The sequence below is a fragment of the Rhodococcus sp. 2G genome, assembly GCF_001886355.1.
In the GTDB taxonomy this organism is placed as follows: Bacteria; Actinomycetota; Actinomycetes; order Mycobacteriales; family Mycobacteriaceae; genus Rhodococcus; species Rhodococcus pyridinivorans.
This window is the reverse complement of the sequence record NZ_CP018063.1, coordinates 1,922,531-1,947,803: the sequence shown is the minus strand read 5'-3', so window position 1 is coordinate 1,947,803 and position 25,273 is coordinate 1,922,531. Positions and strand designations below refer to the sequence as shown.

At 65.8% G+C, this 25,273-nt stretch carries 18 protein-coding genes, 3 pseudogenes and 1 other annotated feature; of the genes and pseudogenes, 13 read left to right on the top strand and 8 right to left on the bottom strand.

From position 1 onward, the window contains the following. The first annotated feature begins 22 nt into the window (after window positions 1–22). The 3 genes and pseudogenes from BO226_RS09165 to BO226_RS09155 all read left to right on the top strand — a co-directional run bounded on the left by BO226_RS09165 (window position 23) and on the right by BO226_RS09155 (window position 3,728). Window positions 23–787, top strand: coding sequence for a TSUP family transporter (locus BO226_RS09165; RefSeq protein WP_024101054.1), 765 nt, complete (start codon window positions 23–25; stop codon window positions 785–787). 63 nt (window positions 788–850) lie between these two features. After that, window positions 851–2,362, top strand: coding sequence for a TldD/PmbA family protein (locus tag BO226_RS09160; protein WP_071935061.1), 1,512 nt, complete (start codon window positions 851–853; stop codon window positions 2,360–2,362). Next, window positions 2,359–3,728, top strand: a pseudogene (locus BO226_RS09155) (metallopeptidase TldD-related protein). The gene BO226_RS09160 and the pseudogene BO226_RS09155 overlap by 4 nt, the downstream one beginning before the upstream one ends. A gap of 45 nt (window positions 3,729–3,773) precedes the next feature. On the opposite strand, the pseudogene BO226_RS09150 reads toward BO226_RS09155, so the two are convergent. From BO226_RS09150 to BO226_RS09140, 3 genes and pseudogenes are all read right to left on the bottom strand, one after another. Continuing rightward, window positions 3,774–3,995, bottom strand: a pseudogene (locus BO226_RS09150) (glutathione peroxidase); the annotation flags it as partial. A 78-nt stretch (window positions 3,996–4,073) separates the two neighbouring features. After that, window positions 4,074–4,574, bottom strand: coding sequence for an acyltransferase (locus tag BO226_RS09145; RefSeq protein WP_071935060.1), 501 nt, complete (start codon window positions 4,572–4,574; stop codon window positions 4,074–4,076). Window positions 4,575–4,579: 5 nt separating this feature from the next. Beyond that, complete coding sequence (locus BO226_RS09140; protein WP_071936397.1) at window positions 4,580–4,993, bottom strand: PPOX class F420-dependent oxidoreductase; 414 nt, start codon at window positions 4,991–4,993, stop codon at window positions 4,580–4,582. 74 nt (window positions 4,994–5,067) lie between these two features. On the opposite strand from BO226_RS09140, the gene BO226_RS09135 reads away from it, so the two are divergent. The 6 genes and pseudogenes from BO226_RS09135 to BO226_RS09105 all read left to right on the top strand — a co-directional run bounded on the left by BO226_RS09135 (window position 5,068) and on the right by BO226_RS09105 (window position 11,772). Continuing rightward, window positions 5,068–5,832 (top strand): precorrin-3B synthase, encoded by a 765-nt coding sequence (locus tag BO226_RS09135; protein ID WP_071935059.1) that lies wholly within the window; start codon window positions 5,068–5,070, stop codon window positions 5,830–5,832. Between the two features lie 96 nt (window positions 5,833–5,928). Further along, a complete protein-coding gene (locus BO226_RS09130; RefSeq protein WP_071935058.1) occupies window positions 5,929–7,392 on the top strand; it encodes a dihydrolipoyl dehydrogenase family protein in 1,464 nt (487 codons plus the stop codon). Between the two features lie 13 nt (window positions 7,393–7,405). Next, window positions 7,406–7,603, top strand: a complete 198-nt coding sequence (locus tag BO226_RS09125) for a hypothetical protein (protein ID WP_071935057.1) — start codon at window positions 7,406–7,408, stop codon at window positions 7,601–7,603. 971 nt (window positions 7,604–8,574) lie between these two features. Next, a complete protein-coding gene (locus BO226_RS09120; RefSeq protein ID WP_071935056.1) occupies window positions 8,575–8,928 on the top strand; it encodes a hypothetical protein in 354 nt (117 codons plus the stop codon). A gap of 331 nt (window positions 8,929–9,259) precedes the next feature. Further along, window positions 9,260–10,486, top strand: a pseudogene (locus BO226_RS09115) (ISL3 family transposase); the annotation flags it as partial. A 60-nt stretch (window positions 10,487–10,546) separates the two neighbouring features. Continuing rightward, window positions 10,547–11,772 (top strand): IS3 family transposase gene (locus BO226_RS09105; protein ID WP_156895129.1). Its coding sequence is split into 2 segments (ribosomal slippage): window positions 10,547–10,829 and window positions 10,829–11,772, totalling 1,227 coding nucleotides; the frame shifts between segments, so codons are not numbered across the junction. Further along, window positions 10,816–10,950 (top strand) — a sequence feature (AL1L pseudoknot). Its footprint overlaps the gene before it by 135 nt. Here BO226_RS09105 and BO226_RS09100 read toward each other — a convergent pair. The 5 genes from BO226_RS09100 to istA form a co-directional block, all read right to left on the bottom strand. Then, on the bottom strand, window positions 11,739–12,299 hold the full coding sequence (locus BO226_RS09100) for a hypothetical protein (protein WP_156895161.1): 561 nt from the start codon (window positions 12,297–12,299) through the stop codon (window positions 11,739–11,741). The two genes, BO226_RS09105 and BO226_RS09100, sit on opposite strands and share 34 nt — an antisense overlap. 449 nt (window positions 12,300–12,748) lie before the next feature. Next, complete coding sequence (locus tag BO226_RS09095; protein WP_071935054.1) at window positions 12,749–15,937, bottom strand: sacsin N-terminal ATP-binding-like domain-containing protein; 3,189 nt, start codon at window positions 15,935–15,937, stop codon at window positions 12,749–12,751. Beyond that, window positions 15,934–18,966, bottom strand: coding sequence for a DEAD/DEAH box helicase (locus BO226_RS09090; protein WP_083543609.1), 3,033 nt, complete (start codon window positions 18,964–18,966; stop codon window positions 15,934–15,936). Before BO226_RS09090 ends, BO226_RS09095 begins: the two co-directional genes overlap by 4 nt. A 331-nt stretch (window positions 18,967–19,297) precedes the next feature. After that, the gene (gene istB / locus BO226_RS09085) at window positions 19,298–20,062 is read right to left on the bottom strand and encodes an IS21-like element helper ATPase IstB (protein WP_064257733.1); all 765 of its coding nucleotides are present in this window, start codon (window positions 20,060–20,062) and stop codon (window positions 19,298–19,300) included. Window positions 20,063–20,128: 66 nt separating this feature from the next. Next, entirely contained in the window at window positions 20,129–21,670 is a 1,542-nt protein-coding gene (gene istA, locus BO226_RS09080; RefSeq protein WP_071934926.1) for an IS21 family transposase, read from the bottom strand. A gap of 246 nt (window positions 21,671–21,916) precedes the next feature. Here istA and BO226_RS28670 point away from each other — a divergent pair, with 246 nt between their 5' ends. The 4 genes from BO226_RS28670 to BO226_RS09065 all read left to right on the top strand — a co-directional run bounded on the left by BO226_RS28670 (window position 21,917) and on the right by BO226_RS09065 (window position 25,273). Continuing rightward, window positions 21,917–22,633: a transposase gene (locus BO226_RS28670; RefSeq protein WP_442977344.1), complete on the top strand. Its 717-nt coding sequence runs from the start codon at window positions 21,917–21,919 to the stop codon at window positions 22,631–22,633. Then, window positions 22,614–23,096, top strand: coding sequence for an IS30 family transposase (locus BO226_RS28665; protein ID WP_442977342.1), 483 nt, complete (start codon window positions 22,614–22,616; stop codon window positions 23,094–23,096). Before BO226_RS28670 ends, BO226_RS28665 begins: the two co-directional genes overlap by 20 nt. Window positions 23,097–23,476: 380 nt before the next feature. Then, window positions 23,477–24,655 carry a hypothetical protein gene (locus BO226_RS09070; RefSeq protein WP_071935052.1) on the top strand — a complete coding sequence of 393 codons (1,179 nt, stop codon included), beginning with the start codon at window positions 23,477–23,479 and terminating at the stop codon, window positions 24,653–24,655. Between the two features lie 306 nt (window positions 24,656–24,961). After that, a complete protein-coding gene (locus BO226_RS09065; RefSeq protein ID WP_198040625.1) occupies window positions 24,962–25,273 on the top strand; it encodes a transposase in 312 nt (103 codons plus the stop codon).

Here is a 25,273-nt window from a genome sequence, read left to right as displayed (position 1 = left end):
GGCGCGTGATCGAATGGCCGCCATGACTGCAGGTGACTGGGCGTTGCTGATGACCGCCGCGACCGCCGCCGGCTGGGTGGACGCGGTGGTCGGCGGCGGCGGGCTGATCCTGCTGCCCGCCCTGTTCCTCGTCGCCCCGCAATTGACGCCGCAGGCGGCGCTGGCGACGAACAAGCTCACCGCGATCTGCGGGACCGGCGCGGCGGTGCTGACCTTCGCGCGGCGCATCCCGCTGCGCTGGTCGCTGCTCGGCCCCGCCGCCCTGGTCGCCGCGCTGGCCGCGGCGGCGGGGGCGGCGGCGGTCTCGCTCATCGACCGGGAGGTGTTCATCCCGATCGTGATGGTCGTGCTCGTCGCGGTGGCGGTGTTCGTCACCGCCCGCCCGAAACTCGGCACCGGCAGCACCCGCCGCCCGTCCACGCTGCGGCTGGCCACCGTCGTGGTCACGGCCGCGGCGGTGATCGGCTTCTACGACGGGATCCTCGGGCCCGGCACCGGCACCTTCTTCATCATCGTGTTCGCGGCGATGCTCGGCAGCGAGTTCGTCACCTCGGCGGCGATGGCGAAGGTGCTCAACTTCGGCTCGAATCTCGGGGCGCTGGTCCTGTTCGCCGTCGGCGGGCACGTGTGGTGGGCGCTCGGGGCGGCGCTGGCGGTGTGCAATGTCGCCGGCTCGGTGCTCGGCTCCCGGATGGCGCTCGCGCGCGGCGCCGGGTTCGTGCGGGTGGTGTTGCTGGTCGTGGTGGTGGCCATGGTGATCCGGCTCGGCATCGAGCAGTTCGGCTGAACCATCCCGCGGGGCTCGGTGCGGCAACCCCGGCCCCGCACATCCCGGCGTTACGGTGGGCGGGTGAATGCGGTGGACGACGATTTCCTGGCCCTGCCGTTGCACGCGGCCGCCGACGCGGGCCTGTCGGTCGCGCGGGCGGCGGGCGCGAGTCACGCCGATGTGCGGGTGCATCGGATCCGGACCGGGACGAGCATCCTGCGCGACGGCGCGCTGCAGGCGGCGGTGGACGACAGCGACTGCGGGGTGGCGGTGCGGGTGCTGCTCGACGGCACCTGGGGATTCGCGTCGCATCCGGTGCCCGGCCCGGACGGCGCCGCCGACGCCGCGGCCCGCGCCGTCGCGGTCGCCCGCACCCTGCGCGCGTTGAACCGGGATCCGGTGCAGTGGGCCGACGAAGCGGTCCACCGGGACGCGGTGTGGGTCTCGCCGTACGAGATCGACCCGTTCACCGTCCCCGCGGCCGAGCGCATCGCGGTGCTCGAGGACCGTTCGCGGCGATTGCAGGACGCCGTCGGTGTCGACCACGTCGCCGCGAATCTGACCCTGGTCAAGGAGCAGACCTTCTACGCCGATCTCGCCGGGTCGACGATCACCCAGCAGCGGGTGCGGATCCACTCCGACCTCGACGCGACCCGCGTCGACCGTGAGGCCGGCACCTTCGAGTCGATGCGCACCCTGGCCCCGCCGACCGGCCGCGGGTGGGAATTCGTGGCCTCGGACCGGTGGTGGGACTGGAGCCGTGAGCTCGCCGAGCTGCCCGCCCAGCTCGCGGAGAAGGCGCAGGCCCCGTCGGTGATCCCGGGCCGCACCGATCTGGTGATCGACCCGACGAATCTGTGGCTGACGATCCACGAATCGGTCGGGCACGCCACCGAATACGACCGGGCCATCGGCTACGAGGCCGCCTACGCCGGCACCTCCTTCGCCACCCCCGACCTGCTCGGCAGCCTGCGCTACGGCAGCGACGTCATGCACGTCACCGCCGACCGCACCGAACCGCACGGCATGGCCACCGTCGGCTACGACGACGACGGGGTCGCCGCCCAGTCCTGGGATCTCGTGAAGGACGGGGTGTTCGTCGGCTACCAACTCGACCGGGCGTTCGCCCCGAGGCTCGGGGTGGCCCGCTCGAACGGCTGCGCCTACGCCGATTCGGCGCATCACGTGCCGATCCAGCGGATGGCGAACGTGTCGCTGCAACCCGATCCGAGCGTCGATCGCAGCACCGCCGATCTGATCGCCGGGGTCGACGACGGGCTGTACATCGTCGGCGATCGCAGCTGGTCGATCGACATGCAGCGGCACAACTTCCAGTTCACCGGGCAGCGGTTCTACCGGATCCGCGGCGGCCGGCTCGCCGGTCAGGTCCGCGATGTGGCCTATCAGGCGTCGACCACCGAGTTCTGGGGTGCCCTCGAGGCGGTCGGCGGCGCGTCGACCTGGCAGCTCGGCGGCGCGATGAACTGCGGCAAGGCGCAACCCGGGCAGGTCGCGTCCGTCTCGCACGGTTGCCCGTCGGTGCTGGTGCGCGGCGTGAACGTGCTCAACACGGTGCAGGAAGGTGGCCGATGATCCCCGGAGACCGACTCGTCGAAACCGCCCTGGCGACCTCCCCTGCCGACGAGACCATCGTGATGGTCACCGACAGTGCCGAGGCGTCGCTGCGGTGGGCCGGCAGTTCGATGACCACCAACGGCTCCGCCCGTGCCCGCGGCGCCACGATCCTCGCGATCCGCCGCACCCCCGACGGCGCACACTGCGGGGTGGTCAGCGCCCCGATCGTCGACGCCGACGACATCGGCGCGGTGGTTGCCGCGGCGTGGGCGGCCGCGCAGCAGGCCCCGGCGGCACCGGATGCGATGCCGTTGATCGACGGCGACAACACCGACCCGCAGTGGGGCGACGAGGCCGTCGGTACCGACGTCGAGGTCTTCGCCCCGCTCCTCGACGGGCTCGCCGCCGGCTTCGACGACACCGACGCCCTCTACGGATTCGCCCACCACCAATCCACGACGATGTGGCTGGGCACCTCCACCGGGGTGCGGCGCCGCTGGGTGCAACGCGACGGCTCGCTCGAGATCAACGGCAAACGCGGCGGCCTGACCGGGGCGAGCGCCTGGGTCGGCGCCGGCACCGTCGACTTCACCGACATCGCAATGGATCCGCTGCGTGCCGAACTGGCGCGGCGGCTGGACTGGGCCGGTACCCGCGTCGACCTGCCCGCCGGACGGTACGAGACGCTGCTGCCACCCTCGGTGGTCGCGGACCTGATGATCCCGCTGCTGTGGTCCCTCGACGGGCGCGGCGCCGAGGAAGGCCGGTCGGTGTGGGCCGGGCCCGGCGGAACCCGCCTCGGCGAGCAGATCGCCGCGCTGCCGGTGACATTGACGTCCGATCCGGCCGCCCCGGGGCTCGGTATGCGCCGTTCGTGGTCGCCACCGCCTCCACCGACAGCGTCTCGGTGTTCGACACCGGGATGAGCGCCTCGCGGGTCGACTGGCTCCGCGACGGCGCCCTGCACGCGCTGGCGTATCCGCGGGCCGCAGCCGCCGAATTCGGGGCCACCCCCACGGCGCCGGGTGAGAATCTGCTGCTCACCGGTGGCAGCACCGCCGATGTGGACGACATGATCGCCCGCACCGAACGCGGTCTGCTGCTGACCACCGTCTGGTACCTGCGGGAGGTCGATCCGGCGGTGCTGTTGCTGACCGGCCTGACCCGCGACGGGGTGTATCTCGTCGAGGACGGGCAGGTGCGGGCGGCGGTGAACAACTTCCGGTTCAACGAATCCCCGGTCGATCTGCTCGGCCGCGCCACCGAGATCGGCGCCACCGAACGCACCCTGCCGCGGGAGTGGAAAGACTGGTTCACCCGCACCGCGATGCCGCCGGTGCGCATCCCCGACTTCCACATGTCCTCGGTCAGCGCCGCCCACTGACCTCCGGTCCGGTCGGTGACGTCCACCGACCGGACCGGTAGGCGCTCAGAGCAGGTCGGTGAGTTCCTTGCCGATCTCCTCGGGGGTGACCGTCGGCTCGAAGCAGCGCACCACCGCACCCTGCGGGTCGACGAGGAACTTGGTGAAGTTCCACTTCACCTCGTCGGTGCCGATCGCCTCCGGGCGGGTCTTGCTCACGTGCTCGAACAGGAAACCGTGCTGCGGCCCGAAATCACCGGGAGCCTCGGCGCGCAGGTGCCGGTAGAGCGCGGCCCCGCAGGTGAGGCCGAGATCACCACGGACCCTACGGGATCGGACGACCCGGGCGGGGCTGCCGGTGCGGGGTCAGTCCAGGTCACGGACGTGCCGGGCGGGGCTGCCCAGATGCAGCGTGTGCGGGGCACAGTCCTTCGTCACCAGCGAGTTCGCGCCGATCACTACACCGGCCCCGATGCTCACGCCCGGCATGACCACCGCACCGGAGCCGATCCACGCGCCGTCGCCGATGGTCACCGGCTCCCCCGTCAGCGTCGACGCGCGCTGTTCCGCGGTGCCCATGCGGTGGCTGCTGGTGAGCACCCGCACGTGGTCGCCGAGGAACACCCGCTGCCCGAGGGTGATGTCGGCGACCGTGTCGAAATAGCAACCGTGGTTGACGAACGAGCCCGCGCCGAGGGTGAGCCGGCCGAGGCCCTGCACCACCACGCCGGTGTGGATCAGGCTCGGCGGTGCGGCGTCGACACCGGCGCGGCGCAACCACTTCCAGCGACTCGAACCGGAGATCAGCGGGAGGCTCGCGAGCGCCACCGCGATCGCCTGGGACCGGTAGGTGTGAGAGCGCGCCACGACGCCTACCGGCCGGCCGTGTCGGCGGGATCGAGCGCACACGCCAACCCGACGGTGCCGGTGCGGCCACGGCGCACCACGCTCGCGCCGACGATGATCCGGCCGAGCAGCCCGTACTTGCGGGCGATCACCGACCGGGCGTGCGCCGAGCCGTCGGCGTCGAGCACCTCCCCCGTGCCGGGCACCGCCGCCGACTTCGCGTTGCCGCGCGCGTCGCAGATCGCCAGGGACACCCGCGGATCGCGGCGCAGTCGCCGCACCTTGTAGGCGTCGGCGACCGTCCACACCAGCAGCCGGTTCCCGTCGGGCGCCGCCCACACCGGGGTGTCCACCGCGCTGCCGTCCTTGCGGTAGGTGGTCAGCAGCACGAACTTGGCGGCGGCGAGGTCCGCGAAGGTGGGGGTCGTCGACTCGGGCATGGCCACCACCCTACAAACCGCACGGTCTCACGGCACCGCTCGTCCCGCCGGCGCCGCGTTCTACGCTGGCGGTCATGGCCGATACCGCTGTCGACGTGCACCTGCCCGCCGGGCATCTGACCTCCGCGCAGGTGCAGCTGCTCGCCGAACTCGCCCACACCCACGGCGGCGGCGAACTGCATCTGACCGCCCACGCCCAGCTGCAGGTGCGGGGTGACCACGCCGCGATCAGCGCGGCCGTCACCGCCGCCGGTCTCACCGTCGACGTGCCCACCCGCGCACGGCTTCTCGTCTCCCCGCTCAGCGGCCGCATCGGCGGACACCACGACCTGCGCGAACTCACCGCCGCGGTGCTTGCGCGCCTCGACGAGCGGCCGGTGCCGGCCGGCACCGTCCTCGGGCTCGACGACGGCACCGGCGACATCGTCGCCCTCGCCCCCACCGTCGCGGTCCTCGCCCGCCCCGACGGCCGCTTCGCGGTGATCCGCGACGGCGCCGACACCGGGGTGCGCGTCGACCCGCAGGACGCCGCAGAGGCGCTGCTCACCCCACCGACCGACCCCACCGGGGATCCGGAACCAGTGCCCGAGCAACCGCGGCCACCGATCGGCTGGCTCGACCAGCCCGACGGGGCCGTCACCCTCGCCGGCGGGCTGCCCAGCGGGATCCTCCCCGCGCGCCTGGCGGAATTCCTGGCCGCCGTCGAACGTCCGGTGATCGTCACCCCGTGGCGGTCGGTGCTGCTGTGCGATCTCGACGAGTGGACCGCCGAACAGGTGGTGCGGGTGCTCGCCCCCATGGGGTTGATCTTCGACGCCGACTCCCCGCACCTGCACTGAGCCGCCGCTGACCTGCACGAACGGGCGGACTTCGCGAACCGGGCCGTCGCCCCCGATCCGGCCCGCCGACGGTTCGGCCGCGCCTATCGTGGACGGATGAGCGGTCCGACAGCGGAATCCGACAGCTATGACGTGATCGTCCTCGGCGCGGGCCCGGCCGGGGAGAACGCCGCCCAGTACGCCATCGCCGGCAGCGACCGCACCGCGGTGCTCGTCGAACACGAACTCGTCGGCGGCGAATGTTCCTACTGGGCCTGCATGCCCAGCAAAGCTCTGCTGCGCCCCACCCAGGTGCTCACCACCGCCCGCAACATGCCCGGCGTCGCCGACAAAATCAGCGCCCACGGCGTCGAGGTACCGGCCGTACTCGCCCGCCGCGACAGCTTCACCCACAACCGCGACGACAGCTCCCAGGTGGACTGGGCGAAGGGCGCGGGCATCGACGTCGTCCGCGGCCACGGCCGCCTCGCCGGCGAACGCACCGTCACCGTCACCGGCAGCGACGGGGAGCGTCGCCTGCAGGCCCGGCACGCCGTGGTCCTGGCCACCGGCACCGTCCCGTCGATCCCGGACCTGCCCGGGCTGCGCGACGCGCTGCCGTGGACCTCCCGCGATGCGACGAACCTGCTCGAGGTCCCCCGCCGCGTGCTCGTCGTCGGCGGCGGTGTCGTCGCCTGCGAAACCGCCACCTGGCTGCGGCAACTCGGCGTCGAGGAACTCACCCTCGCGGTGCGCGGCGACCGGTTGCTGCCGCGCGTGGAGCCGTTCGCCGCCGAACGCGTCGCCACCCGCATGGCCCACAAGGGCCTGAATGTGCGCTACGGCACCGAGATCCGCTCGGTGCAGCGCCCCGACGTCAAGGACACCGGCGTCGGCCGCATCCACGGCGGTCCCGCCACCGTGGAGTTGTCCGACGGCAGCACTGTCGAGGTCGACGAGATCGTCGTCGCCGCCGGCCGCTGCCCCGCCGTGGACGGGCTCGGTCTCGACACTGTCGGCCTGACCGACCGGAAGGTGACCGTCGCCGACGATCTCACCGTCGACGGGGTCGACGGCCAGTGGCTGTATGCGGTCGGGGACATCGCCGGTCGCGCCGCACTGACCCACATGGGCAAATACCAGGCGCGGGTGTGCGGGGACGTCATCGCCGCCCGCGCCGAGAACCGCCCCACCGACGGGTCACGATTCCGGGCGAGCGCCGACCACGGCCAGGTCCCGCAGGTGATCTTCACCGTCCCGGAGATCGCCGCGGTCGGCCGCACCGCCGAGCAGGCCCGCGCCGACGGACTCGACGTCGAGGTCCTCGAGGCCGACATCGACGTCGCCGGGGCCTCGCTCGCCCGCGACGACTACGCCGGACACGCCGCGCTCGTCGTCGACCGCGCCACCGACACCCTGGTCGGCGCGACCTTCGTCGGTCAGGAGGTCGCCGAACTCGTCCACGCCGCCACCGTCGCCCTGGTGGGGAAGGTGCCGCTGGATGCGCTGTGGCATGCGGTGCCGTCCTATCCCACGATCAGCGAGATCTGGTTGCGGCTGCTCGAATCCCGCCGCAGCTGATCGTCTCTCGCGCGTGCAGTTGTCGTGGCGACACGCCGCGCGGCGACGAGAACTGCACGCCGACGGTCAGCGCGGCAGACGCCGCCACACCGCGCGCGGCAGCAGGCGCATCCCGAAGAACACCGACGGCATGCTGCGCCGCACCCTGCGCTCCCCCGACGGTGCCGAGGGCACGCAGGTCCCCGCGGTCTACGTGCATTTCGGCACGTAGACCGGCGACTTGTTGGAGCCCGGGCCGACGATGAGCGCGGGTTGCCTCCGGCGATGCGGACGCCACGGACCTCATCAACAGCGGTGACTGTCACCGGATGCGCCGGTGCCGCCACCTACCTGCTCACCGTTTGTTTCACGCCCGTAGTTCCCTGGCTCCGACCGACACCACCACCAGGACGGTGGGTTTGACAATGTGACGGCCGACCGGCGCGGACGACATCGTGAACGATCGAAGATCGTCATTCCGATTCCCCTGTCGATGTCCTTGTCGGCTCCCCGCGCCGGTGAAGGACAGTCGTACCGTAGGCTGGGACCAGGACGCGAGCGAGGGAAGGAGGCGATTGTGCTGGTAGGTGTGCTGGCCACAGTCCTCGGTTGTCTGCTCCATAGATGGGCAGCCGTGGCAGCCGCTCGACTGAATTTCGGCTCTCGGTTTCCTTATCTGTGGGGCATGTATCCGGTGCGTCCGACGCGTCGGGTCAAGCGCGCTCAGACAGCAGGGTGGCTGCTCAGCATTGTCGGTGCGTTCGGTGTCGCGAGGCGTTGTGGAATACGGCCCCTGGACGGAGTCTCGACGCCGTCCTCTCCATACTCGTCGTGGTCAACGCAGGTCCGAATCTCGTCACGACAGTCATTCATAACCGCACTGTTCCCCAACCTTGAGCAGTGGCGGTATCGGCTGTCGGGAACTTTCGCTCACGAATATTCAACATTCCCACAGACATCCGGCTGGTCCTGCAAGGTCGTGGACGCGATCGAGCGCTCCGAGACGGGCTGGACACGGACAAACGTCTACCTCGGGGTGCACGAGCGACGATGACCCTAGTCTCGGAAAGGTGCCTTTCGGAGAACTGGTCGCTCCGCCTCTGGGGCGGTAGGTGGACCCCTACCCGCAACGTCGCTGCTGAGGGGATCCCTGTGACTTTCCGAGACACGCCTCGACACCGATATCGGCCGGGGATCGTTCGGGTGTTCGCGCTGGCAGGTGTCGCCGTCGGCCTGATCTTGTATGTCGCTGCCTTCTTCATCACCGCACCGACCGAGGTGTGCATGACTCGACTGACATCGCACATGACCGGCTCCGAGGCAGTGGTAGCGACCTCAGCGAGCGCCGGCAAGCAGTGGGTGGGGATAGTCGCATCCCGCTGTCAGTGGACGTTCGCGACCGGGCCCCACGCCGGTGCTTCCGTGTCTGAGCATGTCGTGGAATGGGGGCCGTCGGCATTGGCGATCGTTGGTCTTGTCGTCGCGGTGGCCGGCGTGGGGAGCTGGATGTGGTTCCGCACCAAGCACATAAATGTTGCGCGGGCCGACCGCGGGTGACGTCACATCACTATCACTCATATCCCCCGGACGAGGACGCCACGCCGGCCTGGCTACGCGAGCACGAATGCGCGAGGCGAACGCTCACGTTCACCACGTCCAGCAACGTCGAGTATCGCCGTAGCTACCGGTACCCGTAGGCTTCAGCGGCCATAAGGGGTCTCGACCGAGCACGTCGCCTACAAGCAACAGGACCGACGACGCGATCACTAATGCGGGCTACCGACAGTGCGGCCCGGCCAAGGTGCTATCCGGCTCTTCGCACTTGGTAGGGGCTGGTGCCGATCGACCCCGATGCCGTGTCGGTGATTGAAAAAGGGCCCGCGCCCTTGTGAGCTGGGTGTTCTCAGGCATCCAGGACAGCAAGGAACGCGGGCATGCACCACGGTAGTTCATTGCTGCTCGATCTCGACGGCGTCATCGTCGAATCGGTGCAGCGCACGGTCGAGGGCAGCCGGATCGTGCAGATCGCAACGGCACCCGAATGGGTCGGAGTGTGCCCGCAGTGCGGGCAGAAATCATCGCGTTCGAAGGGTTGGGTCACCACCAGATCGCGGGATGTGCAGGTCGGACCCGACCGTCCGCTGTTGGTGTGGCGGAAACGGAAATGGTTGTGCACCAATACCTCCTGTGACCGTAAGGTGTTCACCGAGTCGACGCCGGGGGTGCCGTCCCGGGCACGGGTCACGCCACGAGCGAAGGCGCTGCTGGTCGACGCCGTCCTCGACGGGGACCGGTCGGTCGCCGCGGTCGCCGGCGACTACGGGTGCGCCTGGCACACCGTCCACGAGCACCTCGTCGTGGTCGCCGACGCCGCCCTGGCCGGCGAGCCTGAGGCGGTGATGGTGCTCGGGATCGATGAGACCCGGCGCGGGAAGGCGAAATGGGAAACCGATCCGGACACCGGTGTGCGGTCGTGGGTGGATCGGTGGGACACCGGACTGGTCGATCTGACCGGCGATCAAGGGTTGCTGGCGCAGGTCAACGGACGCACCTCGGCGGTGGTGATCGACTGGCTCGACGCCCGCGACGAGGCATGGAAGGCACAGATCATCCATGTCGCGATCGACATGTCGACGGTGTATGCGAAGGCGGTGCGCGAGGCATTGCCGCACGCGCAGCTGGTGGTGGACCGGTTCCACGTGGTCAAGAAGGCGAACGAGATGGTCGATACCGTCCGGCGCAGGGTCAACCAGGCCGAGCGGGGTCGGCGCGGCCGCAAGAGTGATGTCGAGTGGATCAATCGACGACGGTTGTTGCGGGCCGCGGAGCGCCTAACCGATGAGCAACGATCGGCCCTGTTCGAGAAGCTGACCGCCGCGGATCCGCACGGGGACATCGCTGCGGCATGGATCGCCAAAGAACTGCTGCGGGATGTGTTGCGCTGCACCGATCGTGGTGGCCTTCGCCATGAGATCCGGGACAGACTGTATCGGTTCTACACGTTCTGCGCGGCATGCCGGGTCCCGGAGATCGGCAAGCTGGCGACGACCGTCTCGGCGTGGCAGGAACCGATGATCCTGGCGATCACACCGGCCTGTCGAATGCGCGCAGTGAATCGTCCCTGGTTTCATTGAGGGTGAGCCAGATATCCCGGAAGGATCACCCCAGACTCAACATGGCGAACTACAAATACCCTCAGGAACTGCGTGAGCGAGCGACCCGACTCGCCGTCGAAGCCCGCCGCGACCCCGACACCCGCACCGGCGCCATCAACCGGATCGCCGAGCAGACCGGCGTCCACAAGGAAGCCCTGCGGACCTGGGTGCGCAAAGCCGAAGACGACGAGCTCCCCACTGAGCCCGTCGATGCCGAAGCACGGATCCGCCGTCTGGAGAAAGAGAACCGCGAACTACGGCAGTCGATGGAAATATTACGTTCTGCCACAGCTTTTTTCGCGAAGGCGGAGTTCGACCGCCGACTGAAGTGATCGTCGCCTTCATCGACGAACACAAACACCGCTGGGGGATCGAACCGATCTGTCGCGTTCTGTCGGAGAACACCGAGGTCAAGATCGCCCCGGGCACCTACTACGCCTTCATAGGTCGCGAACCCAGCGCCCGTGCACGCCGCGATGCCGTCCTCAAAGAACACATCATGCGCATCCACTCCCACCCACGGATGCGGGTCTACGGAATCCGCAAGATCCACGCCCAACTGGTCCGGGAAGGCCACGAGGTGGCCCGCTGCACCATCGAGCGGCTCTGCCGCGAACTCGGTGTCCGCGGCACCGTCCGCGGAAAATGGCCGCGCACGACGAAGCCGGCACCGGAAACCGATCAGCCCTGTGACCTCGTCGAACGAGACTTCACGGCCACTGCGCCGAACCAGTTGTGGGTGGCCGATCTGACGTATGTGCGGACGCAGTCCGGGTGGGTCTATGTCGCGTTCGTCCTGGATGCGTTCTCCCGCATGATCGTCGGGTGGCAGACCTCGACCCGGATGTACACCGACCTGGCGCTCGACGCGTTGAAGATGGGCCTGTGGGCACGACGACGCGCAGGCCGCGACGTCACCGGACTGGTCCATCACAGCGACCGCGGCGTGCAATACCGAGCGCTGCGCTACGCCCAGACCCTGGACCAGGCCGCCGCGGTCGCCTCCGTCGGATCGAAAGGCGACTCGTTCGATAATGCCATGGCCGAAGCGCTGAACTCGCTGTACAAGGCCGAGTTGATCTTCCTCGACGGTCCCTGGACCGGCCGGGAGGACGTCGAAGCGGCCACCGCGCAATGGGTGCATTGGTTCAATACCGAACGGGTCCACGGCATGCTCGACTATCGCACCCCAGCCGAGGTCGAGACCGCCTACTACGCACAACCGCCGGCCGCTTCTGCGGCCTGAGAACTGAACACACGCTCAGCCTCAACAAAACTCGGGACTTGACAGTCACCCGAGTACAGCGGTATGGGGGTCGAAATCACCGCGAGGTTACCGCGTTGCCACGTGAACACCTGGTAACGACCAGAGCCATCCAGCAGTTCATCGGCAACGACGATCTCGTCACCCGGCCGACCATTGATGTCGAGAACTCCGACGAATCCTCCGGCGGTGTGCAGGTCCGGGTTCTGCAACCGCTCCGCTGAGGTGGCAGAGGTGTGCGCCCGCGCCCCGGTCGCAGTCAGGACCTCGAGGACGTCTCCTGTTCGCCTCACCGTGTCGGGCAGGCTGTCACCGTCGATATCGGTTTCGGCGAGGACAACGCAGTCGGTCGATCCGGCACATACATCTGGAGCGTCCACCACCGTCGTCGTAGCAGTGTTTACACCGCTGTCGTCCCCAGCGGAAGGGGTGTTGTCAGTGCTGCACGCAGACAAGGCGACCAGCATGGACGCGGCGACCACCATCTGTAATCGAGTGCGACGGTTCAACTGGGATTTCCCCTTCTCGGGTCGGTCGACAACTCGCACCTCCGATCACATCAGTTCTCCGTGTTTACCGATGCGCTTCTGACAGCGCGGAGCCTGTACCGCGAGCGCCGGGAAGCTCATGGAGCAGGTCCACACGAGTACGTCGCCTCTACGCCCTCGACGGCACCGAAGGGTATGTCCCAACCTATTGGCCTCACGCTTTGCCTGCCACCGTGGCGCCCAACGCCGTGCTCATTGGCCTACCCCCGTACTAGAGACCATCGGGGATCACCGCGGCGGGGTGTTCATAGCTTTGGCTCGTCTGCGGGGCGCGTCAGCCTCCCCGGTACCGAGCCTCAGCGGCATGGCATCGGCGCTTCACACACTCTCCAACATCTGTAGCGAGCGTTACGCCGCCTCCTCGGCGAGCGCGTGGCAAGCCGGTTGGTGTCCTGCCGTTCGCTGTGGTCTCAGCGTGACTGGGCTGGTCCGGAGCTGGGCGAACCTGCGACGTCACCACGCTGGACCGCCAGCGCTGCTTGCAGGTCGATGGCATGCTTGCCCACGAAGCGGACGAATGCATCTTCCTCGGCGAGGACCACAGGTACAAGCACGCTTCCTCGGAATCCGATGTGCTGGCTGAGCAAAGCAGTGCGACGCTCGCCGTCGGTTGTGCTCTGAGCATGTCGGTACTTGGCCGCGCAGGTCGGACACAAGGCGAGACGGTTTTCTCGCAAATCCTGTCGACCGTCTGCGACGAACTGCACCGCTTCGAAGTAGTACTGCCCCTCAATCTTGAAGGGCATCGCCTCGGAGCACACCTGGCAAATCATGACGCCATCGTCATTGGTGTAGAACTGGCGCAGATAGCCTCGAGCATCACTGCGGTGGCCGGGCACTTGGATAAGAACCGACCGAAGCTTCTGTTCATACCGTCGCGTCGGGGCATCAGTGGACGCCTCTGCTGCTCGTTGGGCACGAAGCTCAGGTGCTGATGCCGGCTCCTCGGGGAGGCGGAGCTCCGCTTCGATATGGTCAAGGAAGCTCTTGAAACGGTCCGGGTCCCGCTTCCGCACGTCAGCAATCCTTCGGAAGTCCTCGAACGATTCGAACCCGTACTTACGCGCCACCTCCGCCTCATGTATGCGCTCTTGGGCACTGACCGCTGCTTTGCGACCGAACCCTGCCCGGTCCAACAGAGGTGAATCCGAAGGAGCCGAGAGACCTTCGGCCAGCTCCTCGGCAGTAATGTCTTCGGGCTTACGTAGGTTCCCGTCACGGTCCAGAATCCACGCCGTCGTCTGTAATGCCTGTAGGAGTTGGGATCTCATCGTATGGATAGGGCTGGACCCGTTGGCTCGGTAGGACGCGTTCGCATGTTGAACAGGCGAAGCAGCCACAAGCTCCCATAGACCCCGCAACAGAGTCTCATCATCGGACGACAGGATCGCGTCGAAGTGCGGGATCGTCCAGTCGGTGGACGATGACTTGCGGTTCTCTCGTTCCACCCACACCTGACGGAACTCACGGTTCTTCTTCGCCTCTGCTGCGGCGATACGCAGCTGGGACACTGCTCCGAGCGCACACGCCAAGGTGCACGCGTCCGCAAGTACCTGTGCATACTCGGGGTCGAGGCGTCCCGGCGGCACGCCTTGGTATTCGTCCGATTCGTAGAGGGCAGCGAGACCGGTCGAAGCGAAGGGTTCGTCCACGAAGACGTCCCGAGGTTTCGCCCAGTATCGGCTGCCGTTCCTCTGTACCGCGAGAAGAAGGGGTGTTCCGGAGTAGTCACTGCCTGCTACCGCCTTGTCCGCAATGAGCTGCTCGAGGACCTTCAGATCAGCGATGTGCTCGTCGGTAATCGCCCGTGGGATCTGTCCGTATGCCGACAAGCGGGTATCCAACTGGGCTTTGGCGTCCCACTTCCTCACCGTCGCCCTCGAGTAGAAGTCTCGCAGAGGGAAGTTGATGTCGGTATCGTCCTCCTCGGCGAACACTGCGAGCGAATCGACGACCAGACCGTCGCCTTCGAGACCGGGCACAGTAGGCATGTACGCCTCCAGTCCGGGAACATGACGAACACCCTCACCATCCTGGACACGGATCAACGGCGCACTACGCAGAACATCAGGGCCACTGGCCCCGCCGTCTCGGTACCCGTACCCGAACCCAACCCGAGGTTTGGGTATCACAGCCTCAAGCGCCATGTAGAAACGGCGTAACCACGAGTCACTCTTCGCACCGATCCAGTCATTCCACCAGTTCACCGTCTGCTGGGCATCGGCCGCGCCCTGATCGCCCGACGAACGCTCTACCTGCACATATGCATGGGCCACGCGGGTCAGCGTTGCGGACAACACCGAGCGGTCGAAGAGGATCGTGTCGAGGTCTGCGAGAAACGCCCGAGCGCGACCCTCTCGTTCCGGGATCCACCCTTTCGCGGTCGGGGTGGATTCATGGTGTCCAAGTGCACGAAGGGCGGTTGCGTCGTCCACTGACAGGATCGCTCGGGTCTGTGCCTCAGCGCGGAAGAGAGTCGTAGCCGGCGCATAGATACCGTTGTCTACCGTCGGGGTGAGGGGGCGCGTGTTGAACGCGTCGCGGACTTGCTCGCCGATGACGGCATATCGACTCGGCAATGGGTCGTTGCTGTGTGGCAGCGCCGCGAGCATATCGCTGGTGATCAGCCCGGCGTCGCGCATCTGGGGAAGCGCGGCGGTCACGAGTGTTGCAATGCCCCTTACAAGGATGTCGTTGTTCGGGTCGTCACGAACACTGTCTCTGGCCACTGTCGAGGCGAAGGGCGCGTGTATATGAAACTTCAGTCCCGACGTTTCCTTCGCGGCGGGGAAGTAGATGAACACCTTCCCGTCGGTTGGCTTGACCGAAAAATTCTTCGGGCCGGCGTCTTTCGATGCGTGGGGTTCGAGAGCGAACGCCGCTGCAACCGAGTACTTCGACCCGGCAACGTCTACATCCCCGATGAGGCGATACCAGTACGTCGAATCCTGCTCCTCGTGCACACTCTTGATCCGAGCAATGTTATTCCCGAGAGACTGTCGTACAAGTTCTCGTTTGCTGCCATCGGCGAGCGTGTAGCCGATCGATCGGATGTTCGTGAGAAACAGCAAGGTCGAGTGCGCTAGATCGTGCAGAGCGCGGGCGACCTCAATCACCGCGATGTCGGCAGGTTTGTCGTCCCGATCGAAGGGGAACCAGAACGTCGTCCATCCGCCGCGTGACTTTCCCTCTAGCGGAACGGGGACGAACAGATCGTGGATAGCGAATGCGGTTTCTCCTGAACGAATCTCAGGTGTGCTTGTGTATGCGAAGACCGCTTTGAATCCGACGCCGAACTTGCCGATGCGTGTGGCATCGTTGGCTTTGGTGGAATGACCGATGCTGGTGATCGAGTCGATATCACCGAGATCGAACATGCGGTTGCCATCGTGTTCGACGCGCAGACCGGTGTTGCGAAGATCGAAATTCACTGTATGAGCGCCTGCGTCTTCAGCGTTCTGCAGTAGCTCGTAGATGAAGTGCGCGTTGTCCGGGTAGAGGTCGGCCAGTAGTGTCCTCAAGCCCTCTTCGAACCCGTTCGCCTGCGTAATCGCCACCAAGTCCCGACGCAGTTGGGTCAAGTCCCTGAAATCGGTCACGGTGCCACCACCTCGAGTAGAACGTCGGCCAAATGCCGAGTCGTCAGATCAGCACCCGTGACCGCTCGCTCCTGCGCCGCGATGAGGCGATCGAATTTATCTCTCACCGAGGAAATTTCACTGCTGCGCATCTTCACGATCTTGGGGTCTTCAACATTCTTGATGTGCTCTTCGAGCACCCGTAGTTGTTGATCACGTTGTGCTCGAAGCGACGCAACGCGTTGTTCGCCTGCGGCGTGGGCACGGGCAATATGTCGCTCCCGGGCAGACTTCCATTCAAGATGGTGTCGCTGCTCCAGCATCTTGGAGCCCGGTGCATCCACTACCGCGTCGGGATCTCCGTCGACAGCCTTCGTCAACAGCACGTCGGCGATCTCCTCCACGGCAGGATCGGTACTGATGTAGCGCAGCGTCAGGGTGTCGCGCGAATCCAACCGCGTCCAGCCGTGGACAGCCACCGGGTACCGACCAGGAGCAACCAGGTCTGTGCGGACCCTCAAAGACGACATCGCCGGCCGCGTCAACGCTGCATGGCGAGCTGTCACCAGCACCAGAGGATGAGTCGTTCCGAGCAGTTCGACCGTGTCGTCGTCAACTGCAAGTTCCGAATCTGCGGTAAGGCGCAGCTGCGCCGGTCGGCGCCGTAACACTCGCTCGAGCCGAGGATCGCCGCCACACACAGATTGGAGATCGTCCGTCACCCGAGCGACTGCTTCGTCGTCCAGACGCACCACCGCCACTTTGCCGGCTTTGAGTGCGATACGCCGACCAATGGAGTCTTCAAAGTACAGACGCACCAGATCCCGGATCTTGTCTTCGGAAAGCCATTCGGTACTTGCCTCGGAGACCCGCGACTCGAACGACTCGGTGCTCAACCCGAGCAGTGCACTTTGCTGGTCCTCCAGTCGCTCCAATTCCTGAACCCGCGCGACCTCGTTGTCTGCAAGCTGACGAAGCCGCTCCTTCCTGTCTGTATCGGACAAACTCAGATCCTCAGCGATCCTACGTAGCTCTGACGTCAGATCACCCAGGATCTTCTCGCTGCCGCCGAGCGCCCGATGGAACACTCCGATGCGTGAAAGACAACGCTGGTAGATCTCTGCTTCGATCGTCCCCTCGGTCAAAATGTTGATGATCGCCACGGACTCGCTCTGCTGGCCCCGTCGGTCGATGCGCCCGATCCGTTGCTCGATCCGCATCGGATTCCAGGGAATGTCGTAGTTGACCAACATGTCGCAGAACTGATAGTCCAAGCCTTCCGTGCCCACCTCCGAGCACAGCATCACGTCGATCGCGTCGGGGTCGGACTGGGGCAGCTTGAACCGACGACGCAGCATGTGCCGATCTCCATCGGGCACCGCTCCGTGCACGACCGCAACTCGCACCCCCCACTGTCGCGTCTGCTCCTCGAGATATCGCAGGGTATGACGGAAAGTGCTGAACACCAGCACCTTGTTGTTGCTCGACCCTTGCTTGTCCTCCACAATCCCGCGGAGGACCTCAACCTTCGGATCCGGTAGTCCTTCCAGACGTGCAGCCATCCGCCCGATCTCACCGATCTGCTGTCGGAGACCATCAAGAACCGGCGCCGGCACGTCCGGCGCATCATCGTTCAACTCATACATGTCGAGCTTGTCCAAGCGGTTCTCGAGCACTTGAGCCACCAACGGCGCCAAACCGCTGATCGAACTCGCCGCCTGACGCCGAAGCATCGACATCAAGAACTCCACCGGCATCCCCGGCGCCTGCAGCTGAGTGATCCGACGCCCAACCTCGAGAACAGCGTCATAGACGGCTTCTTGCTCCGCAGTAAACGCGACCACCGGCGCACTGGGCTTACGGGTGGTGAAGGTACCGATATCGCGACGCCGCGTACGGGTGACAATCGACGAGAACGTGTTGAGGTCCTCCAACGTGCGGACCACTCGCAGACGCGCCCGCGAATCTGCCGGATCGGATGCGAGAAGATCGCGCACCTGCGCCACCCGAGGATCGACAGTCATCACCTGGCGACCCCATGACGTCGACAAAGCACCGTCCAGCGCCCGTCGAACCTCCGGCTGCCACTGCTCGTCTCCACCGCGCGCTGCCTCGACAGCCTCATAGAGAAAGTGGTTCGGCTCCAACATCTGCACAAAGTCCCGCTCGGTCGGGACAAGCTCGTCGCGAAGCAAGTTCACCAACGTGAAGAGATCCTGGCTGTCCGTCTGAAGCGGCGTCGCCGACAACAGGACCACAGCATTCGCCGACTCGGTCAGACGACGAACATTCTGATAGGCGTAGGTGGAACGGTTTCGAATATGGTGTGCCTCGTCGACAATCACCAGATCGAAGTGCGGGCCCGGCGCCAGGTCGGCCAAACCAACACGTCGAGGCCCGCCCGGTACCTCGCTGCCTACAAGAAGACGCTGGTCGAGCAGGGAGTACGGCAGGATCGCCTTCGCGAATCGTGACGGCCACTCCCCTTCACGCAATGTTTCCTCGAGGCAGAACCGCAACGAGGCGGTGTCGAGGTGCACGAAGTCTTCATCGAAGCGCTTGAGTTCGTTACGCCACTTCTCGTCGACGACCAGCGGCTTCGGGCAGATGACCAGCACCGAATGAGCTCGTTGCCGTGCCTGCAGTTCCTTGAGGATCAGACACGCTTCGATCGTCTTACCTACCCCGACATCATCGGCGATGAGGATGCGAGGCCGGTCGGCTTGGACGATTTTCAGCACAGGTCGGAACTGATAGGGCTCGTAGTCGATACGTCCGACGTTACGGGCATGCAGGTATCCCGTGTTCTTCTCGAGGAGCAACGTCGAGGTCAGTCCGGCACGCAACGCCGCAGCTGAGAGGATCTGCGGTGCTGACTCGGCAGAGATCGGTTCAATCTGTGACGCGAAATATCCATGCACGGCATTGTCGTGAAACACGTCGAATCGCAGCTCGCCGGCGATCTCGCGGGACCCGGTGACAACACCGATGACCTCTGGCCGAGCCACCAATCGAACTTGTGACCCCGGTCCGATGTCGGCCGTCCCCATATGTGCTCCCCTATTCTCGCCTCAAAGCAGTCCCACCGACCAACCGGCAGTGACTCGGTAGTTTATTGCCCCGCACCGTCTACAAGCCCCCCACCGGGGGCACAGTCACCAGCGGTAGATCCGCGCTCGCGAACTCTGACAGCGTCCCGCTCTCGAAGCCGGGGCCTACAGCTACCGTTGCATGCACTCCCTACGCCACTTCTTGTCGACGGCACGTGAAAACTGAACACGGCTGTCGACCGTCGCGTAATTCCCCAGGGGTTTCCGTCATGGAATTCCCCATGTCCGGGTGTGCTGAGTCGAGGGTAGCCGGGCCGGTGCCCGGGTTGGTTCAGTTCGCGGCCGCGGTGCGGTTCCCGGGGCGTTTGCGTGGCCGGTAGGACGGGCCGTCCATCAGGATCTGGTGGCTGGTGTTGATCAACCGATCGAGCAGGGACTCGGCCACGACCGGATTCGGGAACAGCGGATACCAGTCTTTCGGGGCCCGGTTGCTCGTCAGAACCAACGGCTTGCCGGCGATCGCCCGGTCGGATACCAGATCGTAGAGATCATCGGACTGGGTGGTGGTGTGCTCGCGCATCGCGAAGTCGTCGATGATCAACACCAGCGGCCGGGTGTATTCGCGCATCCGTTGGCCGATGGTGCGGTCGGCGTGTCCACCGGCCAGATCGGCGAGCATCCGGGAACACTTGACGAACCGCACGTCCCCGCCGCGTCGGGCCACATGATGCCCTAGCGCTTGTGCCACATGGGTTTTGCCGACGCCGACGGGTCCGTAGAGGATCACCGACTCGCCGGCGTCGAGCCACCGCAGCGCAGCGAGATCCCGCAGCATCGCGGCCGGGAGCTTCGGGTTGGCGGTGAAGTCGAAGTCCTCGAAGGTGGCCTGCTGCTCGAACTTGGCCCGGCGCACCCGCCGGGCCAAGGCGGCGGTTTCGCGGCGGGCGATCTCGTCCTCGCAGAGCACCTGCAGGAACTCGAGGTGCCCGAGCTGCCCGTCGCGGGTTTGCGCCAGGCGCGCGTCGAGGGTGTCGAGCATGCCGGTCAGCTTCAAGGTTTTCAACGCAGCCCGCAGGCTGGGATCATGGATGGTCATGACAGGTGTCCTCACAGCATCTAGTGAAAGTAATTGCAGTTCAATATTTCTGGCGATATGAACGGATCAAGCGGATCGTTCGGTGTCGAACGCGGCCGGCCCGCGCAACAACGCCGGCGCGGTGACCCCGGCATCGGCGACGTCCTGGCCGTCGTGTTCGGTGCCGGCGACGAGGATGCCCTTGACCGTGCGATAACGCGGATCACCGACCTCGAGGGCACGGGCGCAGGCCGCATCGATGCGGGCATCGTCGTAACGCGACCGCAGCCGGATGATGCCCTGGATCGATCGCAGTCGATGGATCGCGTTGACCTGGGACAATTCGTCGACGATCGCGACCGCGCCGGGTCCGATCTGCTCGGCCTGGACCCGGCACCACACCACCGTCTGCAACGTGAACGCGGTCTTCTCCGGCGGATAATGCTCGGGATTGGTCGCTCTCCCGGACAGGCGGCGCACATGGGTGGCCACGACCTGCTCGTCGTGGAAGATCTGCACCACATCCCCGGCGGTGCGCACCAGCAATCGTCGGCCGATCAGCTGCCACGGCGCCGAATACAACGCCTTGCCGGCCTTGACGTGACAGTCCGGGGCGAGTTTGCCGGTGGAGTAGACCACCGGCTCGAACCTCCTGGGCGGCAACGGCGTCAGGGTGTGCTTTTCGACGGCGTCGAACACCACCGCCGGGTGCGCACCACCGAGACCGCGATGCTGATGCCGGCCGTAGACGTCGGTGCACCATGCCAGTGCGGCGGCCTGCATCTGCGTCAGCGAGGTGAACTCGCGGCCCCGGAAGAACGAGTCCCGGATATAGGGCATGGGCCGTTCGATGCGTGGTTTGTCCTTGGGTTTGCCGGCCCGGGCCGGATCGATGAGCACCTGATAGAAGTCGGCGAGTTCGGCATAGGCCCGGTTGATCTGCGGATCGTAGAGATCGGGGCGGTCCACCCCGGTTTTGAGGTTGTCACACACCATCCGCGCCGGAGCGCCGCCGAAGAACTCGAACGCGGCCACATGCGAAGCGCACCACGAGGTTTGATCCATCCGCAGCACCGGTTGGACGAACAGCATCCGCGAACACGCCAGGATCATCGCGAACGCCCATACCGCCACCCGCCGATCCGTCGCCGGATCGCGCCACATCCCCAACTTGCCGTAGTCGACCTGGCCCTCGTCGCCCGGCGGAACCGGGCCGCGGGGAAAGGTTGCTTTCGACGCCGCGACCCGTTCGGCGAATCGTGTTGCGATATATCGCCGCACGGTCGATTCCGACACCGGGACACCGTGGTCGTCGCGCAGGCGTTGAGCGATCGTCGCCACGGTCACCGACTCGTCGAGTTGGCCCTCGATCCAGGTGTGGTGGGCGGCGATCGCCGGCCAGGTCACCGCCCGTGCCGTCGGGTCCACCACTTCCGGGAACCAGGACGTGATCAACTCGCGCCACAGGTTCTCGTCGAACTTGTCGCCGTCGCCAGGGGTCAGTCCCGCCGCCAGCGCCGGGGCCAAGTACTTGCGGATGGTTTTGCGGTCGAGTCCCAGGGCTGTCGAGATCTGCACCTGGGAGCGGCCGGCATGCCAATGCCGGAACAACTCCATCAGATCGGTCATCGTCCACGTTCTCCTTGCCACCGTCGGGCCCCTTCCCAGGCCCTCGGTGGACCTTGGGAAGAAGCGAACCTGCAGCAGCACCCACACCCCGGCCGACACGCCCCGAGGGTGGGGAATTACGTGACGGCCGGGTGAGGAATTACGTGACGGGTCGACCCCTCAACCTGGGGAATTACATGACCGCTGACACACGGCACGGCAGGCAGGTTCAAGTATTGGTCGCAACACCCCTGATAGAAGAGAGGTGTGCGACTGGGACGAAGAGGGCGAAAACGGCGACTCGAGCTGGAGACGCGGTACTGGGCACTGTTGGCCGGCGGTGTCAGCAGCGTCGAGGCATGCCGACAGCTCGGAATCGGACGCAAGACCGGCTACCGGTGGCGGGCGGAGTGCGGCGGGATTCCTCCGGAACGGTTGGCCGACGAGGCGCGATCGACCCGGTATCTGAGCCTGCTCGAACGCCAGCGCATCGCCACACTGCGAGCTGCTGGTCACCCGATCCGCGAGGTGGCCCGGCGTTTGGGCCGATCAGCGTCGACGGTCAGTCGTGAACTGCAGCGCAACACCTTTCCGCACGATCGCGGCGGCTATGACGCGACCTTGGCACACGCCCGCGCTACTGGACGCTCCCTCCGGCCCCGCCGGGGACGTCTGCTCGACGACCCGGATCTTCGGGCGACGGTACAGGACAAACTCGAGATCGAGTGGAGCCCGGAACAGATCGCCGCATGGCTGCGGGCCGAATATCTCGACCGTCCCGGCTGGCACGTGTGCCACGAAACCATCTACCAGGCGCTGTACAACAGCGGCCGGTCCGGTTTGTGCCGCACGTTGACCACCAAGCTCCGCACCAGACGTCCGCTGCGGCGCCGCCGGCGTCGGGCCGACGAACGCCGGATCCGGGTTCATCACCCCGTCCCAGTCGATCGACAGGCGTCCCGCTGTGGTCGAAACCCGCTGTAGGACTGGCGATTGGGAGGGGGATCTGATCGTCGGCCGGTCGGGCAGGTCCTCGATCGGTACGCTCGTCGAGCGGCGCAGCCGTTATGTCCGGCTCCTGCATCTACCGGGCGGACACCGCGCTGAACCGTTCGCCAAGGCACTGGGTGCGCTCTTCCAGCAGATTCCCGAGCAGGCGCGCTGGACCATGACCTGGGACCAGGGTTCTGAGATGGCACGTCATGATCTGTTCGGTCATCTGTTCGCCGAAGGCGTCTACTTCGCGCATCCAGCCTCACCGTGGTTGCGTGGCACCAACGAAAACACCAATGGCTTGCTCCGGCAGTATTTCCCCAAGGGCACCGATCTGTCCGTTCACGACGGCGAGACCCTGCGTGAGGTGGAAGATCGTCTCAACAACCGGCCACGCAAGAGTCTCGACTGGCGAACACCGGCGAAAGTTTTCGCCGAAAGTCTGGCACCATGAACCGACGGTGTTGCGACGACCGCTCGAATCCGCCCTTGAACCTGCCTGCCGGAAAGGGGTCAGTTTTCAGGTGCCGTTGACACTTCTCCTGGATTTCGGCACCGGGAACCTCTGCCACCATCGAGTTCCGCTCATGCACAGTTGATCCGACCGACGAGGGAAATTGCTACCTTCGTCGGGAACGCTCTCATGCACGACAGGAGACCGACGATCCCATGGCGCGTTCCGGAAAGACTCAAGCATCGAACAGGCGACGGCCCACAAAGCCGGTGACCGTCCCCACCAGAAAAGTCCCTGGGCCCACCAAAGCCACCGCCTCGGCACCGAAAGCACCCTTACCGCGCGAGGCAAACCCCATCAAGCACGAACGTCAGGCGTGCATGCGAGACTTCGACCCCGACCTACTCGACCAGCAGCCCGGATACCTCGCATGGCGCAGCCACCGGTTCCGCACTCGCCTGAGCCGAGAATGGGTCGACAACACCGGACGGATGCCAGCAGCCGGGGACCAAGCACGCGAAGCCGCCATACGGATCCGTCGACTCATCGACAAACATGGACACTTTCTCTTCGACACTCACCGCGCCTTAGAAGCCTTCCGCGAGGAGGACACACGCTTCAATGACCGAGTCGATCGCAGTGGTCACTCTCTCGACCAGCGACTTCGCCTGGCGATCACGACAGCACACGAGCTCCTGCCCCTCGCCTTCGTCCTACCTGCCGGAACGAACCCGATTCTGACTACCCTGTGCCGCCGCCTCACCGACCTCACCGACCGCGCGGATCGACTCATCACAAGCCACGGCCGTCACCAGGACGATCAACAATTGCGCTCCGCGGTCGACGAGGTGCATGCACTGATGAACGAACTACACGCGCTACGCAACTATCCCCCCGAAAAGTGGACCGCATTGCAAGCCAACTCCCGACGACAATTCGCCCAGTTGTACTTCGGCGGCTATGAGATGCTCGGCCACACCCAACCCCCGACGCCACCAACCACCCCGATCGGAGCACGACTTACCTTCACCGTCCTACCCGAAGGGACCTCGACTCGCCGTTTCGTATCCGAGCGACAGGCTTTCCACCGACGACAGTCCACTGCGAACACCCCGACCTTCGACCCACGACGAACCGACATCATCGACGAGCTCGTCGCACACTACGGCGCCAAACGATGCACCATCTACCGCGGCACCTCCGACACCGGACACGTCTACGACACCGGCGACAACATCAACGAGGACTACTTGGTGCTCGTCATCAGCAGCAAGATCGGCGACCACGCGGTCGCCATCAGCCCAGCTGCGGGCCGCCACGCTACCTACGTTGTGCGCCATGACGTAGGCAATCGGCAATGGAGCGAGGTATTCGCGCACCCGAAGATCGATGCCAAGAAGCTCGGCGCCGAACGTCTTGTCTTCCGCGAGAAACCTCCACTGGACCAGTACCAGTCGATGCGAGAGAAGATCAAGGCGCTGCTCAGTTGCAGCCCACGCGCCTTCCACGGCCGGCTGGACTACGTCCCGCAACGCCATACCTACGTCGCACGTTCCTGACCCCCCGACTACTGCAGCTTCACCTCCGTGGCGTAACCCTCCGGCCACAGCGATACGCCCCGCCGTCGCGGGTCCCGGAACAGCTGCCTGCTCGCAGATCGGTTCTCACCGACAACCTTGTGCCTCCCTGTTCAGCCCGTGGCCGAGTGCCTCGCTCCAGTCGCGACACGGTCATCCCACAGAAGTCCTCGACAAGATGTCGGGGTGGGATGTAACAATCCTCTTCGTTATCCCCCCTACAGGAATGACAGGGTATGAACCGTCTCGGGTTTGATGCCGCCTCCTTTCTTGAGGAGGATGCACATCATGTCCAAGCGTTACCCCGCCGAACAACGTGAACGAGCGGTGAAGATGGTCCTCGACCACCTCGACGAATATTCTTCGCCGTTCGCGGCGTGCAAAGCCATCGCCCCGAAGCTCGGCGTCGGTGTCGAGTCGCTGCGCACCTGGACCCGCCAGGCTCTGATCGATGCCGACAAGACACCCGGCGTGACCACCGCCGAGCAGCAACGAATCAAAGAGCTCGAACGCGAAATCCGAGACCTCCGTGAGGCCAACGAGATCTTGAAATCGGCCTCGATTTTCTTCGCGAGGGAGCTCGACCCTCGCCGCCGCTGA